Annotated in this window: 16 protein-coding genes; 8 read left to right on the top strand and 8 right to left on the bottom strand. The window is 73.8% G+C overall.

What is annotated here, in order from left to right:
• The first annotated feature begins 70 nt into the window (after positions 1-70).
• A complete protein-coding gene (locus ACSNOC_RS15125) occupies positions 71-1,210 on the top strand; it encodes an LLM class flavin-dependent oxidoreductase (protein ID WP_436747942.1) in 1,140 nt (379 codons plus the stop codon).
• On the opposite strand, the gene ACSNOC_RS15120 is transcribed toward ACSNOC_RS15125, so the two are convergent.
• Both ACSNOC_RS15120 and ACSNOC_RS15115 read right to left on the bottom strand, forming a co-directional pair.
• Positions 1,159-1,617 (bottom strand): DUF3224 domain-containing protein, encoded by a 459-nt coding sequence (locus ACSNOC_RS15120; RefSeq protein ID WP_436747941.1) that lies wholly within the window; start codon positions 1,615-1,617, stop codon positions 1,159-1,161. The two genes, ACSNOC_RS15125 and ACSNOC_RS15120, sit on opposite strands and share 52 nt — an antisense overlap.
• 29 nt (positions 1,618-1,646) lie before the next feature.
• The gene (locus tag ACSNOC_RS15115; protein ID WP_436747940.1) at positions 1,647-2,453 is read right to left on the bottom strand and encodes an exodeoxyribonuclease III; all 807 of its coding nucleotides are present in this window, start codon (positions 2,451-2,453) and stop codon (positions 1,647-1,649) included.
• Between the two features lie 71 nt (positions 2,454-2,524).
• Here ACSNOC_RS15115 and ACSNOC_RS15110 point away from each other — a divergent pair, with 71 nt between their 5' ends.
• Positions 2,525-3,007 (top strand): GNAT family N-acetyltransferase, encoded by a 483-nt coding sequence (locus ACSNOC_RS15110; RefSeq protein WP_436747957.1) that lies wholly within the window; start codon positions 2,525-2,527, stop codon positions 3,005-3,007.
• Between the two features lie 165 nt (positions 3,008-3,172).
• On the opposite strand, the gene ACSNOC_RS15105 is transcribed toward ACSNOC_RS15110, so the two are convergent.
• Positions 3,173-4,252 (bottom strand): ABC transporter permease, encoded by a 1,080-nt coding sequence (locus ACSNOC_RS15105; protein WP_436747939.1) that lies wholly within the window; start codon positions 4,250-4,252, stop codon positions 3,173-3,175.
• 119 nt (positions 4,253-4,371) lie between these two features.
• Between ACSNOC_RS15105 and ACSNOC_RS15100 the strand changes: the two genes are divergently transcribed.
• Complete coding sequence (locus tag ACSNOC_RS15100; protein WP_436747938.1) at positions 4,372-5,025, top strand: TetR/AcrR family transcriptional regulator; 654 nt, start codon at positions 4,372-4,374, stop codon at positions 5,023-5,025.
• Positions 5,026-5,050: 25 nt separating this feature from the next.
• On the opposite strand, the gene ACSNOC_RS15095 is transcribed toward ACSNOC_RS15100, so the two are convergent.
• The gene (locus ACSNOC_RS15095; RefSeq protein ID WP_436747956.1) at positions 5,051-5,896 is read right to left on the bottom strand and encodes a MerR family transcriptional regulator; all 846 of its coding nucleotides are present in this window, start codon (positions 5,894-5,896) and stop codon (positions 5,051-5,053) included.
• 127 nt (positions 5,897-6,023) lie between these two features.
• Between ACSNOC_RS15095 and ACSNOC_RS15090 the strand changes: the two genes are divergently transcribed.
• From ACSNOC_RS15090 to ACSNOC_RS15080, 3 genes are read left to right on the top strand one after another with little or no spacing between them, the layout of a single operon-like run.
• Complete coding sequence (locus ACSNOC_RS15090) at positions 6,024-7,517, top strand: flavin-containing monooxygenase (protein ID WP_436747937.1); 1,494 nt, start codon at positions 6,024-6,026, stop codon at positions 7,515-7,517.
• Positions 7,510-8,379: an alpha/beta fold hydrolase gene (locus ACSNOC_RS15085; RefSeq protein WP_436747936.1), complete on the top strand. Its 870-nt coding sequence runs from the start codon at positions 7,510-7,512 to the stop codon at positions 8,377-8,379. The genes ACSNOC_RS15090 and ACSNOC_RS15085 overlap by 8 nt, the downstream gene beginning before the upstream one ends.
• Complete coding sequence (locus tag ACSNOC_RS15080; RefSeq protein ID WP_436747935.1) at positions 8,376-9,263, top strand: SDR family oxidoreductase; 888 nt, start codon at positions 8,376-8,378, stop codon at positions 9,261-9,263. Before ACSNOC_RS15085 ends, ACSNOC_RS15080 begins: the two co-directional genes overlap by 4 nt.
• 63 nt (positions 9,264-9,326) lie before the next feature.
• On the opposite strand, the gene ACSNOC_RS15075 is transcribed toward ACSNOC_RS15080, so the two are convergent.
• The 4 genes from ACSNOC_RS15075 to ACSNOC_RS15060 form a co-directional block, all read right to left on the bottom strand.
• Positions 9,327-10,694 carry a HEAT repeat domain-containing protein gene (locus ACSNOC_RS15075; protein WP_436747934.1) on the bottom strand — a complete coding sequence of 456 codons (1,368 nt, stop codon included), beginning with the start codon at positions 10,692-10,694 and terminating at the stop codon, positions 9,327-9,329.
• A 36-nt stretch (positions 10,695-10,730) separates the two neighbouring features.
• Positions 10,731-11,240: a pyridoxamine 5'-phosphate oxidase family protein gene (locus ACSNOC_RS15070; RefSeq protein ID WP_436747933.1), complete on the bottom strand. Its 510-nt coding sequence runs from the start codon at positions 11,238-11,240 to the stop codon at positions 10,731-10,733.
• 174 nt (positions 11,241-11,414) lie between these two features.
• Positions 11,415-11,591, bottom strand: coding sequence for a hypothetical protein (locus ACSNOC_RS15065; protein WP_436747932.1), 177 nt, complete (start codon positions 11,589-11,591; stop codon positions 11,415-11,417).
• Positions 11,592-11,693: 102 nt separating this feature from the next.
• The gene (locus ACSNOC_RS15060) at positions 11,694-15,125 is read right to left on the bottom strand and encodes a S41 family peptidase (protein ID WP_436747931.1); all 3,432 of its coding nucleotides are present in this window, start codon (positions 15,123-15,125) and stop codon (positions 11,694-11,696) included.
• 188 nt (positions 15,126-15,313) lie between these two features.
• On the opposite strand from ACSNOC_RS15060, the gene ACSNOC_RS15055 reads away from it, so the two are divergent.
• The gene (locus ACSNOC_RS15055) at positions 15,314-17,566 is read left to right on the top strand and encodes an MMPL family transporter (protein WP_436747930.1); all 2,253 of its coding nucleotides are present in this window, start codon (positions 15,314-15,316) and stop codon (positions 17,564-17,566) included.
• Between the two features lie 252 nt (positions 17,567-17,818).
• Positions 17,819-18,928: an energy-coupling factor ABC transporter permease gene (locus ACSNOC_RS15050; RefSeq protein WP_436747929.1), complete on the top strand. Its 1,110-nt coding sequence runs from the start codon at positions 17,819-17,821 to the stop codon at positions 18,926-18,928.
• The last annotated feature ends 22 nt before the right edge of the window (positions 18,929-18,950 follow it).

Here is an 18,950-nt window from a genome sequence, read left to right as displayed (position 1 = left end):
GCCCCCTCGTTGGTGCTCCATGCCGCACGCCGCGGCAGGGAGCACGGACGGACAGGAAGGGGCGGCCCGCGTGAGCGACGAGACCGGCGGCAGCAGCAAGGGGAACGACGAGATCAGGGGAGTGCGGCGGGGGACGGCGCCCGTCCCGCTCTCCGTGCTCGACCTGGTGACCGTGGGCAGCGGCCAGACCGCCGGTGACGCCCTGCGCGCCACCACCGCGATCGCCCGCCTCGCCGAGCGGCGCGGCTACCACCGGCTGTGGCTGGCGGAGCACCACTCGATCCCCGGCGTCGCCAGCTCCGCCCCCGCCGTGGTCCTCGGCCACCTCGCGGGCCGGACCGAGCGGATCCGCCTCGGCTCGGGCGGCGTCATGCTGCCCAACCACCAGCCCCTGGTGGTGGCCGAGCAGTTCGGCACGCTCCACGCCCTCGCGCCCGGCCGCGTCGACCTCGGCCTCGGCCGCGCCCCCGGCACGGACAGCGCCACGGCGGCGGCCCTGCGGCGCGGCCGGACGGACGGCGCCGACGACTTCCCGCAGCAGGTGGCCGAGCTGGTCCGCTTCCTCGACGACGACTTCCCCGACGGCCATCCGTACGCGGCCATCCACGCTGTGCCCGGCCCGGTGCAGGGCAAGGCGCCCGGCGGCATCCAGTCGCCCGCCCGGCCTCCCGTCTGGCTGCTCGGCTCCTCCGGCTTCAGCGCCGAGCTGGCCGGCCGCCTGGGGCTGCCGTTCGCCTTCGCCCACCACTTCTCCGCCGCGAACACCATCCCGGCCCTGGAGCTGTACCGGCACACCTTCCGCCCGTCCGCCGTGCTGGACGCCCCCTACGCGCTCATCGGCGTCGCCGCACTCGCCGCCGACGACGAGCGGGAGGCCAGGCGCCAGGTCCGCACCGGCGCCCTGGCCATGCTCCGCCTGCGCACCGGCCGCCCCGGCCTGGTCCCGACCCCGGAGGAGGCGGAGACGTACGCGTACACCGCGGCGGAGGAGGAGTTCGCGGAGAGCTGGATGGCGAACGTCGTCCACGGCACGCCCGACGCGGTCCGGGACGGACTGAACGCCCTGGTCGGGCGGACCGGCGCCGACGAGCTGATGATCACCACCAACGCGCACACCCCGGCCGTGCGGCTGCGCAGCCTCGACCTGATCGCGGACGCCTACGCGCTGCCCGACGGCCCCGACGATTCCGGCGCCCCCGGCAGCTCGTAGTCGACGCGGTAGACGTGCTGCCCGTCGTCATCCCGGGTCAGGGTGAACTGACCGCGTATGCCCGTCAGTTCACCACGCCCGGAGCCGGGCACGATGGAGCCGAGGGTGATCCGCGGCGTGCCGCCGTCGATCGACCCGGCGTGGTGGACGACGAAGCCACCGGTGCGGCCGTCGAGCGTCCCGGTCAGGTGGTCCGAGGCCACATACCCGGCGTTCTCGTCGTCCGCCTGGCACATCAGCAGCACCGCCGTGCTCCGCCCGGTGAAGTCCCCCGCGAACGTCCGGGTGATCTCGGCGCGCGCGAGCTGGAGCCCGCCGACCGGGCCGGAAGGGTCCAGCGGCGTCTGGTCCCAGGAGACGATGTCGAAGGTGCCACGGGCACGGGTGGCGTGGAGGCTGTCGCTCATGCGGGCACCCTAACGGGGGGCACTGACACTCACAGGTCGTAGACGACCGTCACCGGCGCGTGGTCGGACCAGCGCTCCGGGTGGCTCGGGGCCCGCTCGACCTCCGCCTTGAGCGCGCGCTCCGCGAGACCGGGCGTTGCCACGTGGTAGTCGATGCGCCATCCCGCGTCGTTGTCGTAGGCGCGGCCCCGGTACGACCACCACGTGTACGGGCCGGACTCCTCGGCGGGGTGCAGGGCGCGGACCACGTCCGTGTAGCCGCCGTCCGCCGGGTCGAAGACCCGGGTCAGCCACGCGCGCTCCTCCGGCAGGAAGCCCGAGTTGCCGCGGTTGGCCCGCCAGTTCTTGAGGTCGGCCTCGCGGTGCGCGATGTTCCAGTCGCCGCAGACCAGCACCTCCCGGCCGTCCGCCGCGGCACGCTCGCGCAGCCCCGTCAGGTAGGGGAGGAAGGCGGCCATGAAGCGCTCCTTCTCCTCCTGCCGCGCCGTGCCGACCTCGCCGGACGGCAGGTAGAGGCTGGCCACGGTCACTCCGGGCAGGTCCGCCTCCAGATACCGGCCGGCGCCGTCGAACTCGGCCGTCCCGAACCCGATCCGGACCGCCTCCGGCGCCCGCCGGGTCAGCAGCGCGACCCCCGCCCGCCCCCGCGCGGCGGCCGGGGCCCAGACGGCGTGCCAGCCGCCGGGGGCGCGCACGTCGTCCGGCAGCTGGTCCTCCTCGGCGCGCACCTCCTGGAGGCACACGACATCGGCCTGCGACCCGGCCAGCCACCCCAGGTAGCCCTTCTTGGCGGCGGCCCGCAGGCCATTGACGTTCACGCTCGTCACGGTCAGCACCGCATGACCGTACCCCAGGGACCGAAAAGCGGTTGCGGGGATTTCCTACCATGACGGTCATGGACCTCGGCATGACGATAGTGACCACGCGCTTCGACCATCCGGACGCGGTCAAGCTCAACGAGCTGGTCCAGGCCGAGTACGTGGAGCGCTACGGCAGCGGCGACAGCACCCCGCTCGACCCGGTGATGTTCGACCCGCCGTGCGGCCTGTACCTGCTGGCGTACGACGCGGCCGGGCGCCCGGTGGCCACCGGCGGCTGGCGGGCCCAGGAGGCCGGGGGCGAGGGCTACGCGGACGGTGACGCCGAGATCAAGCGGATGTTCGTGGTCCGCGAGGCCAGGGGCCTGGGGCTGGCCCGCCGCATCCTGGCGCGGCTGGAGGAGACGGCCCGCGCGGCCGGCCGGGTGCGGATGGTGCTGGAGACCGGCACCAAGCAGCCGGAGGCCCTCGCCCTCTACCGGAGCAGCGGCTATCTCCCGGTCCCGCAGGACCGCAGGTTCGGCCTCTACCGCCACGCCCCGGACAGCCGCTGCTTCACCAAGCCGCTCTGACCGGCGCCTCGCCGCCGGTCGCTCCCTGCGGCACGCCCCACTCACGCGGGCCGCGCCGGTCCCGACCGGGACCGGCGCGGCCTCACCGGCGCCACCCGCGCCCGGCGGTCGGTGGCGCCGCGGCACCATGGCGGCGAACAGGCGATTCCGGCCGCCTGTCGCGCGTCAGTGCGCCGCGCTCGTCACCGCGGCGCGGCGCGCGCGCACGGCGGGGACCAGGGCCAGGGCCGTCAGGCCCAGCAGCGCCCAGACCGTGAGCACCGTGAAGGGGAGTGTGGTGCCCGCTCCGTCGAAGTACGCCACCGAGCGCAGCGCCGTCGCGCCGGCGCCGGTCGGGAGGTACTGGCCGATCGTGCCGACCGGGTCGGGCAGCATCTCCGGGGCCGCCCCCGCGCCGGACCAGGGGTTGCCGAGCAGCATCACGAACAGGGCGCCGAGGCCGATGCCGGGCGGGCCGATCAGGGCCGCGAGACCGGCCACCGTGGCGCTGCCGGCCAGCGCGATCAGCGCGAGCGTCCCGGCCACCGCCGGCCAGGAGCCGTCGAGGACCTCCAGCCAGCTCTGCCCGATCAGCGCGCCCCCGGCACCGGCCATCACCGCGGCACCGGCCACGGCGGCGACGGCCCGGCCGCCGCGCAGCCCGGTCAGCGTGACGACCGCGCCGACGGCGATCCCGGCCAGCGCCATGGGCAGCATCAGCGTGTTGAACACGGAGCCGCGCGGGTCGCCCGCCGACGGCGGCACGACGTCCGTCACCGGGACCGTGACGCCCTCCGGCGCCGCCTCCGCGGCGATGTGCCCCAGCAGGTCGGCCACGGCGGCGCTCGCCGCGCGCGCGGTCAGGAGCTCGGGGGCGCCCGAGTCCCCGACGACGAACGCGCCGTAGACCTCGCGGTCCTCGATGGCCTCCCGGGCCGCCACCGCGTCCGGGTACAGGTGAACGTCGAACGCGCCGTCGTCGGCACGGAGCTGGCCGGCGATCTGCTCGGCGGCGGCGGGCGGGCCCGCGACGCCGACGGGCAGGTCGTTCGGCGCGCTCCGGGCGACCGGCCAGGCGAAGGCCCACAGGGCGAACACCACCAGCGCCGGGATCGCCACCATCACGATGGCCATGCCGCGGGCCGGGGGCAGCCCGGCCGGGCGCGTGGGTGCGGACGCGGGCTCGTGCCCGGGGCCGCGGGCCGGCGCGGGCTCCGGCTGCCGCGCCGTGGTGGCGGCGGGCGACGAGGAGTGGAGAACGGACATGACGGGACATGACCTCCAGAATCGGCGGCGAAAATCAGAGAGAATGAACGTTCCTTTTTATTCTTACCGTCGCACCCCGGCCTCTTGTCAAGAGGGAACGTTCGTTTTACGCTCGCACCATGGCCCGTGTTTCCCAGGAACACCTCGAAGCCCGAAGACGCCAGATCATCCAGGGCGCCGCCCGCTGCTTCGCCCGCGACGGCTTCCACGGCACGTCGATGCAGGACATCTTCAAGGAGACCGGCCTGTCGGCGGGCGCGGTCTACCGGTACTTCCCGGGCAAGGAAGCGATCATCGCCGCCCTGGCGAACGAGGTGCTGAGCGCCGTCCGGGGCGCCTTCGACGACGCCCTCGCCGCCCCGCGCCCGGCGTGGCCCGACGAGATCATCGTCGAGGCGATGCGCCGGGTGGACGACGACCTGCTCTTCCCGTCGGCCCTGGTGCTCCAGGTCTGGTCGGAGACGTTCCGCGACGCCCGGCTCGCCGGGATCCTGCACGGGGCCATGATGGGGATGGCCGACGCGTGGGGGAAGCTCGTGGCGTCCTACCAGGAGCGGGGGCTGATGCGCGCCGACGTGCCGCCCGCGCACGTCGCCCGCGTGCTGCTGGCCTGTGCCCAGGGGTTCCTGGTCCAGCGCGCCCTGCTCGGCCCGCTGGAGGTGGAGGTGCTGAGCGACGGCCTGCGCGGCCTGATGTCCATGGAGCGGGAGCGCCCCCAGGGCCCCGGCGACGAGCGGGGCGACGAGCGGAGCGAGGGCCCGGCAGCCCGGTGAACGGTCCGGCCGGCGGCGTCCGTCGTCACGCGTCCCCGGCCGGTCCCGTCCCCGCTTCCCGCTCCGTTTCCCGTTCCCGCTCCCGCCCGCTCGCCCGCTCGGATTCCGTCAGGTGCAGCTCCGCGCGCAGCTTCCGGTCGAAGGCGAGCGAGACCTCCGCGTACACGGCCTTCTTCACCAGCGGGCGCAGCCGGGCCAGCACCTCCATGAGCCGCTTCATGTCCTCCTCGGGGACCGGCTCGCCCGCCCCCGCGGCGGCCGGGCCGAGCACCTCCGGCAGCACGTGGTCCCGCATCAGCCCGGTGAACGCCTCGGCCGCCTCGTCCACTTGTGCGCGCAGTTCCCGGCCCACCCGGAGGATGGCCGACAGCGGGATGCCCTCGCGGACCATGCCGGCCGACGACTCCAGCAGGTCCCGGCTCACGTGCACGATCTCGTCGCCGTCGACCGCGATGTAGCCGGCGTCCAGCGCGGCGGCCAGGTTGTCCGCGTCCGAGTCCTCGCCGTAGTACGCGGCCAGGTCCTCCGGCGTCATCCGGACCGGCTCCTCGTCGGCCCAGGGGTGCGGCTCGGACAGGCCCAGCAGTTCAGCGGTCTGCCCGGCGTCCCGGCCGGCCGAGAAAGCGGAGATCAGCTCGGCGATCCCGCCCAGCGTGTGGCCGCGGGCCAGCAGTTCGGTGATGGTGCGGATCCGGGCCAGGTGGTGGTCGTCGTACCAGGCGATCCGTCCCTCACGGCGCGGCGGCGAGAAGAGCTTCCGCTCCTGGTAGAAGCGCAGGGTCCGGACGGTGATCCCGGCCGCCTCGGCCAATTCGGCGGCGCGGTACTCGCGCGGCCGGTCGGCGGGTCTGTCCGCGCCCTCTCCCTGTATTCCCACACCCAGCAGTTTAGGAGTGCCCGACCCCTACCCATCAGTAGGCTTCTCCTCTACTCTCCAACCATGCCAGTGAACGCTGGCAAGGTTGACTGCTTGGGTCGGGTCGGTTCGGGAGGCTGGCATGCATGTGAGAGTGGCGGTGATCGGCGCCGGGTTCGGCGGGCTCGGCGCCGCCGTGCGGTTGCGCCGCATGGGCATCACCGATTTCGTCGTACTGGAACGGGCCGACTCGGTGGGCGGCGCCTGGCGGGACAACACGTACCCGGGCTGCGCCTGTGACGTGCCCTCCCACCTCTACTCGTTCTCGTTCGCGCCCAACCCCCGCTGGCCGCGCAGCTTCTCGGGCCAGCCGCACATCCGCGAGTACCTGGAGTGGGTGACGGACACCTTCGGTCTGCGCCCGCACATCCGGTTCAACTCCGAGGTCGAGTCGGCCCGGTGGGACAACGAGGAGCTGCGCTGGGTCGTCGAGACGACAAGCGGCACCTGCACCGCCGACGTCGTCGTCTCCGCCACCGGCCCGCTGTCCGACCCCAAGCTGCCGGACATCCCCGGCCTCGACCAGTTCCCCGGGCACGTCTTCCACTCCGCCCGCTGGGACCACGACTTCTCGCTGCGCGGCAAGCGCGTCGCCGTCGTCGGCACCGGCGCCTCCGCCATCCAGTTCGTGCCCGCGATCGCCAAGGAGGTCCAGCACCTCACCGTCTTCCAGCGCACCGCGCCCTGGGTCCTGCCGCGCGCGGACCGGCAGATCACCGGCGTGGAGAAGTGGCTGCACGACAAGGTGCCCGCCACCCGTGCCGCCCGGCGCGGCATCCTGTGGGGCATCCGGGAGTTGCAGGTCGGCGCGTTCGCCAAGCAGCCGGACCTGATGCGCGCGGTGGAGGTCGTCGCCCGGCTCAACATGCGGCGCGCCATCAAGGACCCCGCGCTGCGCCGCCGCCTCACCCCGGACTACCGCATCGGCTGCAAGCGGATCCTGCTGTCCAACGACTGGTACCCGGCGCTCGCCCGACCGCACGTCGACGTCATCGACTCCGGGCTGAGCGAGATCCGCGGCTCGACCCTCGTCTCCTCCGACGGCCGCGAGACCGAGGCCGACGTCATCGTCTTCGGCACCGGCTTCCACGTCACCGACATACCGATCGCGAGCCGGGTCAAGGGCATGCGCGGCACCACCCTCGCCGAGGAGTGGCGGGACGGAGTCGCCGGGCTGCGCGGCACGACCACCGCCGGATTCCCCAACTTCCTGACGATCATCGGCCCCAACACGGGCCTGGGCAACAGCTCGATGATCCTGATCATCGAGGCCCAGCTCACCTACATGGCCGACTTCCTCACCAAGCTCGACTCCCTCGCCCGGACCGGTGCCTCCGGCGCGTCCGGCGTCTCCGGCCGGACGGCCCTCGCCGCCCGCCCCGAGGCGGTCCGCGCCTGGGACGCCCGGATGCAGCGCCGGCTCAGCCGTTCGGTCTGGAACACCGGCGGCTGCGACAGCTGGTACCTGGACGCCAACGGCCGCAACAGCACCGTCTGGCCCGGCACCACCGGCGAGTTCCGCCGAGTCACCCAGAACGTCGAACTCAACGAATACGAGGTGCTGCGCCATGCCTGACCCGACCCCCACCCGCGAGCTGACCGTGGCCTCCACGGGCGGCGCCCGCCTGCACACCGAGATCTTCGGCCCGGACGAGGCGCCCACCGTGCTCCTCGCCCACGGCTGGACCTGCAACCGCACGTTCTGGTACCCGGTGCTGCGGCAGCTCGTCCCCGACTACCGCGTGGTCGTCTACGACCAGCGCGGCCACGGCCACACGCCCGCCGTCCCGGGCACCAACGGCACCGAGGCCCTCGTCGACGACATGGCGGCCGTCCTGGAGGCCACGCTGCGGCCGGGGCAGCGCGTCGTCGTCGCCGGGCACTCGATGGGCGCGATGACCATCGTCGCCGCCGCCGACCGGCCCGCCTTCCGCGACCGGGCCGTCGCCGCCGTGCTGTGCAGCACCGGCACCGACCGGCTGGCCGGCGAGTCGACCGCGCTGCCGCTGCGGCCGGGCAGCCTGCGCCGCCAGGGCAGCCGGACGTTCCTCACCACCACGCTGCCCTACGGGCCCGTCACGCCCATATCCAAGGCGATCATCCGCTACATCACGATGGGCAAGGGCGCCACCGCCGAGCAGCGCACCACGGTGGCCCGCATGGTCGCCGCCGCGCCGCGCAAGCCGCGCGGCGAGTGGGGCCGGGTGCTGTACGAGCTGAACATCACCGAGAACCTGGCGCGTCTCGACATCCCCGTCACGATCATCCACGGCACCGCCGACCGGCTCACCCCCGTCGTGCACGCCCACCGGATGGCCGCCCGGCTGCCGAGGCTCAACGAGTTCGTCGAGCTGCCCGGCATAGGACACATGACCCCGATCGAAGTCCCGGACAAGGTCACCGAGACCATCCGGGGCCTGGCCAAGGAGCACCTGTGAGCAAGCGGAGAAGTCTCGTGGGCCAGGTCGCGGTCGTCACCGGCGCGGCGCGCGGCATCGGGGCGTCGCTGGCGCGGAAGCTGTCCGCGCGCGGCGCCAAGGTCGCCCTGGTCGGTCTGGAGCCCACCGAGCTCAAGGCGGTCAGCGAGTCGCTGACCGGCGAGGCCGCGTACTGGCACGCCGACGTCACCGACGCCGAGGCCATGGCCGAGGTCGCCGCGCAGGTGACCGGGCGCTTCGGCAAGGTCGACATCGTCGTCGCCAACGCGGGCGTGGCGACCGGCGGCCCGTTCTCCGAGTCCGACGACGCCACCTGGCGGCGGGTCATCGAGGTCAACCTCATCGGCTCGGCTGTCACCTGCCGCGCGTTCCTGCCGGGGCTGAAGGACAGCCGGGGGTACTTCCTCCAGGTCGCCTCCTTCGCCGCGATGACCCCGGCGCCGATGATGAGCGCCTACTGCGCGTCCAAGTCGGGCGTCGAGGCGTTCGCCCACACCCTGCGGCCCGAGGTCGGCCCGTTCGGCGTCCGGGTCGGCGTCGCGTACCTGACGTGGACCGACACCGACATGGTGCGCGGCGGCGACGAGGACCCGCTGATGCGGGACATGCGCAAGCGGCTGCCCTGGCCGGCCAACCGCACCTACCCGCTGGACCCGGCCGTCGAACGGCTCGTCGCGGGCATCGAGCGGCGCTCGGCCCACGTCCACGCCCAGGCCTGGACGCGGGTCGTGGTGCCCCTGCGGGGCTATCTGCCGTCCGTCATCGGCGGGTACTTCGGCCAGCGCGAGGTCCGCCGCTTCGTGCCCCGGTTCTCCGAGCTCACCCGCACCGGCCTGGTCGGCGCGGGCGGCGCGGCGGCCGAGCGGGAGAAGTCCGGCCACTGAGCCCTGACGGCCGCGCGCCCCGCACCGGGCGCGCGGCCGTTCAGCGGCCCGGCCCGGGCGGCCTCATATGCACAGCGCGCCGCGCGGGTGCCCGTGCTCCCGGCCGCAGGCGCTCAGCGCGAGCACCGCCCGGCCCGTCACCCGCGTCTGCGGCCCGATCGACGCCGGATCGACCGACGCCTGCCCCGCCACCTCCACGGCCGTGTACTGCCCCGGCCGCCACAGCTCCTGCCGGATCTCCTCGTAGCAGGCGAGGAACGCCTCGGCGTCCGCCGCGTCGACGCCCGCCAGCGCGCCGTGCGCGAAGCCGCTCTCGTGCGGCGGGAGACACCGCAGCTCCGCCGGGTGCCCCCGCCCCACCTCGTGGTCCGGATCGGCCGCGTCGTAGAACCGGACGACCCGGCCACGCTCACCGAAGCACCACGCGGTCCAGTCGTCGCCGCACCGCATGCCGTACCAGTGCGCCACCCCGAAGCGCCGGCTCAGCGCCGCGCACCGGTGGCGGACCCGGGTTCCCCGCGACCGCCCGTCGGCCGGGTGGGCGTCGCCGGACGGGATGCCGAACACCAGCGTCCACCCGTCCAGCACCGGGCTGACGTACACCCGCGAGCAGGTGCCGTGCCGCGCGCGCGGCCCGTTCCCCGCGTGCAGGTCGTGGCTCCAGGCGGAGGCGCCCAGCCGCATCGTCACCGGCATCGGGTCGGACAGCCCGAACGCGTCGAGCACGGCCTCCTGGTCGCCGGTCGGCACGGCGAACCACGGCCCGCACGTGTGCATCGGCTCGGGGATCTCGTCCCGCGCCTTGACGCTGATCAGCCGCCGCACCGCGGCCCGGTCCGCCTCGTCCAGCGCCGCCGGGCCGCCGACCGCGGCCAGCACCTCCAGCGCCCCGGCGCGCGACCGCTCGAAGCCCGGCCACCGGCCGCGCCGCACGTCGCGCAGCAGCGGCAGCACGCCGGGCCCGACCTCGCGCAGCGCCCACACCGCGCCCTCCCGGACCTCCGGCACCGGGTCGGCCAGCAGCGGCAGCAGCAGGTGCGCCTCGGGCAGCGCGTCCCGCCCGCGGCCCTGGAACACGTACGCCGCGCTCTGCCGGACCTGCGGATGCCAGTGCCGCAGCGCCGACGCGTACACCCCGAGGCCCGGCACGTCCAGGCCGGTGAACGCCCACCGGGCGCGCCGCAGGGCCGTCGGTGTGGGGGCGGCGGAGATGGCGTCCGCCAGCGGATCGAGGGCGGGCTGCCCGATCTTGCGCAGCAGCCACGCCGCCTCCGACCAGGCGACGGGCGCGTCGTCGTCCCACAGGGCGGCGAGCAGCGGCCCCACCGCGGTGGCGCCCAGGGCGATCAGCTCGCCGCGCGCCGTCTCCCTGACCGAGGGGTCCTCACTGGCCACCTCGGCAATCAACCCCAGCAGTCGCCGGCTCTCCATGCCTTCGGAGCATAACGACCCCCGCTGACACACGTTTCAAAAACGCCAACGCGTCTGGCTGTACGTGCCTTTCCGGAACCCGAAGACCGTTTCCGGCTCGACGCGGAACGCCAGGGCGGCGCCTCCATCGGGGTGGTGCAGGGCGCCGTCGCGCGCGGTGAACGTCCAGTCGCTGCCGTACTTCTCCGGGTACGCCGCGGCGACGGCCGCCAGCGCCGCGTCGTCCGTCACCCGCCGGGCGGTGCCCCGCACCACGACGTCGAGGCCGTGACCGAGGGCGTCCGTCCCGGTGGTGAGCGCGACCCGCGCGTTCCCCGCGAGGTTCCTCGCCTTGCGCTCCTGGGCGCCCGTCGTGAAGTGCGGCGCGCCGTCCACCCAGACCGACAGCAGCGGCGTGACGTGCGGGCCGCCGTCCGGCAGGACCGTCGACAGCCAGAACACCTCCGCCGTGGTCAGCCGCTCGACCGCCTCGGCCCAGGGCGTCGGCCGCGCCCCCGGCTCGCTGTACCGCTCGTCCAGATCCGTCACCGGCTCGGCGATGGCCATCGCTCCTCCTCCTTCTTCTTCTTCTCTTCTCCAGCGCTCGCGTGGTCCCGTGGTCCCGTGGTCCCGTCGGGTAGGACCGCCGGGTGACGGGAAAGTCATCGGGCCGCCCGGAGCGCCCGCAACGCGCAAGGGGCGCGTCCGTGTTCGGACGCGCCCCTTCGGGGTGGCTCGGGCTCAGTCGCCGTCTCGGCGCTGTCTGGCCCGCTCCCTGGCCTTCCGGGCGGCCTCCTTGCCGCGCTGCTTCATGTCACCGCCGCTCCGGCCCTTCCCCTTCTGCTCGCCCCTGCTGCTCATGGCCTCCCTGGCGCGCTCCTGAAGCCGCTGCGCCTTCTCCCTGAACTGGTCTGCCATGCCCATGTGCACTCCTGCTCCTGCCGAATGAGACCTGTGGGCCGCGTGGGCCGTGACCAGCGTGGCACGGAGCGGCATTCTTCGCATTCCGGACTTCCTGTGCTATGCCGCCGGGCGCGGCGGCAGCGGCGGCCGGGACCGGTCCGGGATGTCCCGGTACCCGGGCGGCGTGGACGCCGGGTGCTTCTCCAGCAGGTCCAGGGCCACCCGCACCGCCGTCGCCAGCACCGCCGGGCGCCCCTCGGCCCAGTCCACGGGCGTGCGCAGCGCCTCGATGTCGGGCGCCACGCCGTGGTTCTCCACGTCCCAGCCGTACGCGTCGAACCACGCCGCGTTCATCGGGACGGTGATGCGCGAGCCGTCCACCAGCCGGTGGTTGCCGGTGATCCCGACGACCCCGCCCCACGTGCGGCAGCCGACCACCGGCCCGAGGCCCAGCACCCGGAACGCCGCCGTGATCATGTCGCCGTCCGACGACGTCGCCTCGTCCGCCACCGCGACGACCGGGCCGCGCGGCGCGTTCGACGTGTAACTGACGGGCTGCGCGTTCCGCGTGAGGTCCCAGCCCATGACGGTGCGGGTCAGCTTCTCGATCACCAGCTCGCTGATGTGCCCGCCCGCGTTGCCGCGCACGTCCACGATCAGCGCCTCGCGCGCGAACTCCATCCGCAGATCCCGGTTGAACTGCGCCCAGCCCGAGCCGCCCATGTCCGGGATGTGGACGTAGCCGCACCGGCCTTCGCTCAACTCCCGTACCACCTCCCGGCGCCGGGTCACCCAGTCCTGGTAGCGCAGCGGCCGGTCGTCGACCAGCGGCACCACCGCGATCCTGCGCCGGCGCCCGTCCTCCTCGGCGAACGTCAGCTCCACGCTGGTGCCCCCGGTGCCCGCCAGCAGCGGCCACGGCCCGGCCACCGGGTCAACGGGCCGCCCGCCGACGTGCGTCAGCACCGCGCCCTCGCGAACTCCGCTGCCCGCCAAGGGAGAACGGGCCTTGGTGTCCGAGGAATCGCCCGGCAGGACACGGGCCACCTGCCACGAACGGTCCTTCGTCCGGGTGAAGTTGACGCCCAGCAGCCCTTGCGCCCGCTGGTAGTGCGGCGGTCCCTCGTCCCGGCGCGCGGAGTACACGTACGCGTGCGACGTGCCCAGCTCGCCCAGCGTTTCCCACAGCAGATCCGCGAACTCGTCGGGGCTGGCGACCCGTTCGACCAGCGGCCGGTACTGGTCGAGGACCGCGGGCCAGTCCACGCCGCACATCCCCGGCTCCCAGAAGTAGTCCCGGACGATCCGGCCCGCCTCGTCGAACGCCTGCCGCCACTCGGCGGCCGGGTCCGCGACGTGCACGATCCGCCGCAGGTCGACGTGGACCGTCGAATCGCTGTCCCCGCTCTCGGTGGCCGGCACCGCCCGCAGGCTCTCGTCCTCGCACACCACCAGCCGGGTGCCGTCACCGCTGGGCGCGAACCAGTCCACGTCGTCGGTCAGTTCGGTCCGCTTCGCCTTCGCCAGGTCGAAGTGCTCCAGCGTCGGCTTCCCCGAGGTGTCGTCGGGATTGACGAACGTCTCGCCCAGCGCGCCCGAGATGGGCCACCGCAGCCACACCAGGCCGCCGCCGGCGACCGGCTGGAGGGAGGAGTACTTGGAGGCCGCCACCGGGAACGGCGTCACGCGGCTGCTCAGCCCCTCGGCCTCCACCAGCACCGCGCCCTCCTCCCCGCCGGTGTCCGCCGGGTCGAGCCCGCCCGCCGCCGGCCGCCCCTCCGGCGTGATCGCGAACGGCGAGCGCGTCACGGAGGACAGCGGCACCAGATACGGGCGGCAGCCCAGCGGGAACGACAGGTCGCCGGTGTGCACGTCGTAGACCGGGTCGAAGCCGCGCCACGACAGGAACGCCAGATACCGGCCGTCCCGCGTGAACACCGGCTCCTCGTCCTCGAAGCGGCCGTCGGTCACGTCGAGGATCAGCGGCTCGCCGTCCGTCAGGCGGGCGATCTTGATCTGGCTGAGCGACCGGCCGATCCCCGGATGCGCCCAGGCCAGCCACGCCGAGTCGGGCGAGAACGCCAGATTCCGCACCGGCCCGTTCACCGACCGGACCAGCTCCCGGACCTCGCCCTCGACCGGCACCCGCGCCGCGTCCCCGGCCGCCTCCGCGGGAGCCTCCGGCCCCTCCCCGGCCTCCGCCGCGGGCGCCTCCGGCGTCCCGGCGACCTCCCCGGCGACCTCCTCCGGAGCCTCCGGCACGCCGATGACCAGCAGCCGTCCGTCGTGCGTGGCCACCGCCAGCGCCTGACCGTCCGGCGCCGCCGTCAGCTCCAGCACCCGGCCCAGCGACCCCGGCGCCAGCCCCAGCCGGCGCGGGTCCTGCCCGCCGCTGGCGCGCGGCAGGTAGGCGATCTCGATCGCGTCCTCGCCGTCCGCGTCCGTGACGTACGCGATCCGCCCGGTGTCCCCGAGCATCTCCGGCGACCGCACCCGCACGCCCGGGGTGGCGGCCAGGGCCCGCGCGGGGCCGTCGCGGTGGGTGAGCCAGTACAGCGCGCCGCGCACGCTCAGCGCGCTGGCCCGGCCCGTGGCGTCCACGGTGAGCGCGTCGATGTTGCCCGAGGTCCGCACCTGGTACGGGCGGCGGCCGGTGCGGGGCCCGCCCAGCCGCACGCCGAGCCGCCGCGGCTCCGCGTCCGGCGCCAGGCTCTCCACGAGCCACAGATCGCCGCCGCACTGGTAGATCACGCGGTGCCCGTCCGTGGCGGCGTGCCGGGCGTAGAACGCGTCGTGATCGCTGTGCCGCCGCAGCTCCGAGCCGTCCGGGCGGCAGGAGTAGAGGTTCCCCACCCCCTCGTGGTCGGAGAGGAAGGCGATGCGGTCCCCGACGAACATCGGGCTGTCGACGTGACCGTTCAGGTCCGGCAGCAGGCGCTGCCCGTGCAGCCACAGCTTGCCCACCGCGCCGCCGCGGTACCGCTTCCAGTCGGCCGGCTCGTGCGGCGCCTTCCCGGTCAGCAGCAGGGTGCGGCGCTCGCCGCCGGTGCCGTTGACCGCGATGTCGGCCACCGGTCCCCACGGGAGCTGCTCGCCGGGGCCGCCGTCCAGCGGCACGGTGTAGGCCCAGGTGTAGTGGGAGAACGGCTGGTGGTGCGACCCCACGGCCAGAATCCGGCTCTCGCCGGGGCCGTCGTCCGGCGTCCAGCCGCAGACGCGGGTGTCGTACGACCCCCAGTGGCTGAGCTGGCGGACCGGGCCGCCGTCCACCGGCGCGAGGTGGATCTCGGGATCCAGCGTCCGCCAGCTCGTGAACGCGATGTGCCGCCCGTCGGGCGAAAAGCGCGGCGGGCCCACGCGGGTACGATCGGCCGTGAGACGCCAGGCCCGGCGCACGTCACGGCCCGCGGCGGGCAGCGGCGCCAGCCACAGATCGTCCTCGGCGACAAAACACAGCAGTTCGCCATGAAGATGCGGGAAACGCAGATATCCGTCAGACTCCTGGGATTGGCTCGGGGGGACGGCAGATGAGGTGGATTCGTCGCTCACGGTTCCATGCTTCGGCTCCGGGATAGCCCCGGCAAGTCACAAAGAAGCAGGATGTGTGATCTGGGTCACATTCGGAAGGTTCCGCTCACCCTGCCGCCCGGGGTGTCGCGTCTCGTGCCATGAGCTGACACCTCGTTTCTGCTCTTTGCTCTGTTGATCCACAACACCCGGACAGGAGAACCTGCCCCGTGGCTACGTTTCTGTACAAACTCGGCCGCCTGTGCTTCAGGCGCCGCTGGTGGGTGGTGCTGCTGTGGGTGGCGCTGCTCGTCGGCATCGGCGCCGGCGCGGCCTCGTCCAGCGGGGCGGTAGCGGAAGACTTCGCACTGCCCGGCACCGAGTCGCAAGAGGCCCTCGACCTGATGGAGGAGGAGTTCCCCGAGGCGAACGCGGACGCCATCGAGTCCACCGTCGTCTTCCAGGTCCCCGAGGGCGAGGACATCACCGACCCCGAGCGCATGGCCGACGTGCGCGAGGTGCTGGCCGAGCTGGAGGACGGCGACAAGGTGATCGGCGTCACCGACCCGTTCGAGGGCGGCAACGCCAACGTCAGCGAGGACCGGTCCACCGCGTACACCACGGTGGACTACGACGCCAGCTTCGACGACGTCACCACCGAGATGCACGAGCAGCTCATGGCGGCCCTCGACACCGGCCGCGCGACGGGGATGACCGTCGAGGCGGGCGGGCAGGTCGCCCTCGGCGAGCAGGAGCTGGGCAGCGCCGCCGAGATGATCGGTCTGGTCGTCGCGGCCATCGTCCTCTTCATCACCTTCGGCTCGCTGATCGCCGCCGGGCTTCCGGTGATCACCGCGATCATCGGCGTCATGGCCGGCACGCTCGGCATCACCGCGCTGAGCACGGTGTTCAACCTGACGGACACCACCGGCATCCTCGCCAGCATGATCGGCCTGGCGGTCGGCATCGACTACGCGCTGTTCATCGTCTCCCGGTACCGGGCGGAGCTGGTCGAGGGGCACGACCGCGACGAGGCGGCCGGACGGGCCGCGGGCACGGCCGGGTCGGCCGTGGTCTTCGCCGGCCTGACCGTGGTCATCGCCCTGGCGGGGCTGGCCGTGGTCAACGTCCCGCTGCTGACCAAGATGGGCCTGGCCGCCGCCGCCACCGTGGCGCTGGCCGTCTTCATCGCCCTGACGCTGGTCCCGGCCGTGCTGGGCATCACCGGCAAGCGGATCTTCGGCCGCAAGGTGCGCAAGCAGAACCCCGAGACCGGCGTCCCGGCCACCCTGAGCAAGAACGGCAAGGAGAACATGGGCTCCCGCTGGGCGCGCGGCGTCCTGCGCCGCCCCGCCCTGGTGCTGGCCGTCTCGATCATCGGCCTCGGCGTGCTCGCCGCGCCGGTCGCCGGGATGGAGCTGGGCCTGCCGGACGACGGCACCCAGCCGGAGGACACCACCCAGCGCAAGGCGTACGACATGCTCAGCGAGGGCTTCGGCCCGGGCTTCAACGGCCCGCTGATGCTGGCGGTCGAAGCCCGGGACGGCGGGGACCTGGTCGCCGCCACGGACGCCGTGTCGGGCGTGCTGGACGGGACCGAGGGCATCGTGGGCACGGCGCCCGCCATGTTCAACGAGGACGGCACGATGGCGACCCTGCTCGTCTTCCCGTCCACCGGCCCCTCCGACCACGAGACCGCCGACCTGGTCCACCAGCTGCGCGACGACGTGGTGCCCGGCCTGGAGGCGGACACCGGCACGGAGATCCTGGTCACCGGCGCCGCCGCGATCAACATCGACTTCTCGCAGGTGATGACCGACGCGCTGGTGCCGTACCTGGCCCTGGTGGTCGGCCTGGCGTTCATCCTGCTGATCCTGGTCTTCCGTTCGATCGTGGTCCCGCTGAAGGCGGCCCTCGGCTTCCTGCTCTCCGTCCTGGCCGCGCTCGGCGCGGTGGTGGCGGTGTTCCAGTGGGGCTGGGGCGCGGACCTCATCGGGGTCTCGGAGACCGGCCCGATCATGAGCATGATGCCGATCTTCATGGTCGGTGTGATCTTCGGTCTGGCCATGGACTACGAGGTCTTCCTCGTCACCCGGATGCGCGAGGCGCACGTCCACGGCGAGGGGGCGCAGCAGTCGGTGGTGACCGGCTTCAACCTCAACGCCCGGGTCGTCACCGCCGCCGCCATCATCATGATCAGCGTCTTCGCCAGCTTCGCCGTCCCGACCGACGACGCCATGGTGAAGATGATCGGCTTCGGCCTGGCCGTGGCCGTCCTGTTGGACGCCTTCGTGGTCCGCATGACGATCGTCCCGGCCGTGATGGGCCTGATCGGCGAGCGGGCCTGGTGGCTGCCGAAGTGGCTGGACCGCGTCGTGCCGAACGTCGACGTCGAGGGCGACTCGCTGGAGAAGTACCTCAAGGCCAACGGCAAGGGCCGGGACGCCGTCAAGCGCGACCGGGAGCCCGCTTCCGTGAGCTGAGCAGGCGGCGGCCGTGCGTCCGCGCCGACCCGGCCGGGTGCGATACGAAGCCCGGCACCGGAGCCCCCGTGGCGTCCCGGTGCCGGGCTTCGTCGTTTTTTCATCTCGTCACCAGATGTGTGGCGGATGCTCTTGCAAGGTGTTCGCAACAGGGCTTTAGTATCAAGGAGTCGTGGCCGCCGGGCACGTTCCGCCGCGCCCGCGTCCCGTCCCGACCGATCTGCCGACCGCGCCACGGAGAGCGAGACCGCCATGCATGTCCCTGACGGATTCCTCAACGCACCGGTCTCGGTGGCCACCGGCGCCGTCGCCGCCGCCGCGGTCGCCGTCTCGCTGCGCGGGGCCCGCCGCGAGCTGGAGGAGCGCGCCGCGCCGCTGGCCGGGCTGGTCGCCGCGTTCATCTTCGCCGTCCAGATGCTCAACTTCCCGGTCGGCGCGGGCACCAGCGGCCACCTGCTGGGCGGGGCCCTGGCCGCCGTGCTGGTCGGGCCGTTCACCGCCGTGCTCTGCCTGTCCGTCGTGCTGCTGACGCAGGCGCTGCTCTTCGCGGACGGCGGCCTCACCGCGCTCGGCACGAACATCGTGCTCATGGGCGTGGTCGCCGTCGTCGTCGCGCACCTCGTCTTCCACGGCCTGGTGCGGGTGCTGCCGCGCGGGCGGCGCGCGGTCGGCGTCGCCACGTTCACCGCCGCGTTCCTCTCGGTGCCGTGCTCCGCCATCGCGTTCACCGGCCTCTACGCGCTCGGCGGCACGGCCGACGTCGCGCTGGGCCGGGTCTTCGCCGCCATGACGGGCGTGCACCTGCTGATCGGCCTCGGCGAGGCCGCCATCACCACGGCCACCGTCGGCGCCGTGCTGGCCGTCCGGCCGGACCTGGTCCGCGCCGCGTCGGGCCTGGTCCGCCCGGCCCTGGAGATCCGCGGCGGCACCGCTTCCGCTCCCGCCGCGGCCCCGGAGCCCGTCGCGGCCCCGGCCGCCCCGGGCCGTTCGCCGCGCCCGGTGTGGCTGGCGGGCGTCGCCGTCACGCTGGTCTGCGCCGGGTTCGTCAGCTTCTACGCCTCCGCCGAGCCGGACGGCCTGGAGCGGGTCGCCACCGACGAGGGCATCGCCGAGGAGGCGAGGGAGCACGACCTCGCCGACTCGCCCCTGGCCGACTACGGCATCGAGGACGTCGACAACGAACGCCTCTCCGTCGGCCTGGCCGGCGCGGCGGGCGTCGCCCTCACCCTGGCCGCCGGCTCCGGCGTCTTCCTGGCGGTCCGCCGCCGCACCGCGGGACCGGCCACCCCCGCCGCCGCATCGGCCACCGCGTCCGTCTCCGCGCCCGCGCAGCGGCAGGCGTCCGCGCCGGAAACCGTCTGACGGCATGCCCCACCCCACCGGC

The sequence above is a fragment of the Streptomyces sp. URMC 129 genome, assembly GCF_051386415.1.
Taxonomy (GTDB): Bacteria; Actinomycetota; Actinomycetes; order Streptomycetales; family Streptomycetaceae; genus Streptomyces.
Note: the sequence above shows the minus strand (reverse complement) of the source record. Positions and strands in the feature narration are given on the sequence as shown.

What these genes read in the sequence shown, in the direction of transcription:
- ACSNOC_RS15050 (WP_436747929.1), top strand. Translation starts at nt 17,819, where the DNA reads ATGCATGTCCCTGACGGATTCCTCAACGCACCGGTCTCGGTGGCCACC.
- ACSNOC_RS15065 (WP_436747932.1), bottom strand. Translation starts at nt 11,591, where the DNA reads ATGGCAGACCAGTTCAGGGAGAAGGCGCAGCGGCTTCAGGAGCGCGCC.
- ACSNOC_RS15120 (WP_436747941.1), bottom strand. Translation starts at nt 1,617, where the DNA reads ATGAGCGACAGCCTCCACGCCACCCGTGCCCGTGGCACCTTCGACATC.
- ACSNOC_RS15075 (WP_436747934.1), bottom strand. Translation starts at nt 10,694, where the DNA reads ATGGAGAGCCGGCGACTGCTGGGGTTGATTGCCGAGGTGGCCAGTGAG.
- ACSNOC_RS15090 (WP_436747937.1), top strand. Translation starts at nt 6,024, where the DNA reads ATGCATGTGAGAGTGGCGGTGATCGGCGCCGGGTTCGGCGGGCTCGGC.
- ACSNOC_RS15110 (WP_436747957.1), top strand. Translation starts at nt 2,525, where the DNA reads ATGACGATAGTGACCACGCGCTTCGACCATCCGGACGCGGTCAAGCTC.
- ACSNOC_RS15070 (WP_436747933.1), bottom strand. Translation starts at nt 11,240, where the DNA reads ATGGCCATCGCCGAGCCGGTGACGGATCTGGACGAGCGGTACAGCGAG.
- ACSNOC_RS15085 (WP_436747936.1), top strand. Translation starts at nt 7,510, where the DNA reads ATGCCTGACCCGACCCCCACCCGCGAGCTGACCGTGGCCTCCACGGGC.
- ACSNOC_RS15100 (WP_436747938.1), top strand. Translation starts at nt 4,372, where the DNA reads ATGGCCCGTGTTTCCCAGGAACACCTCGAAGCCCGAAGACGCCAGATC.
- ACSNOC_RS15105 (WP_436747939.1), bottom strand. Translation starts at nt 4,252, where the DNA reads ATGTCCGTTCTCCACTCCTCGTCGCCCGCCGCCACCACGGCGCGGCAG.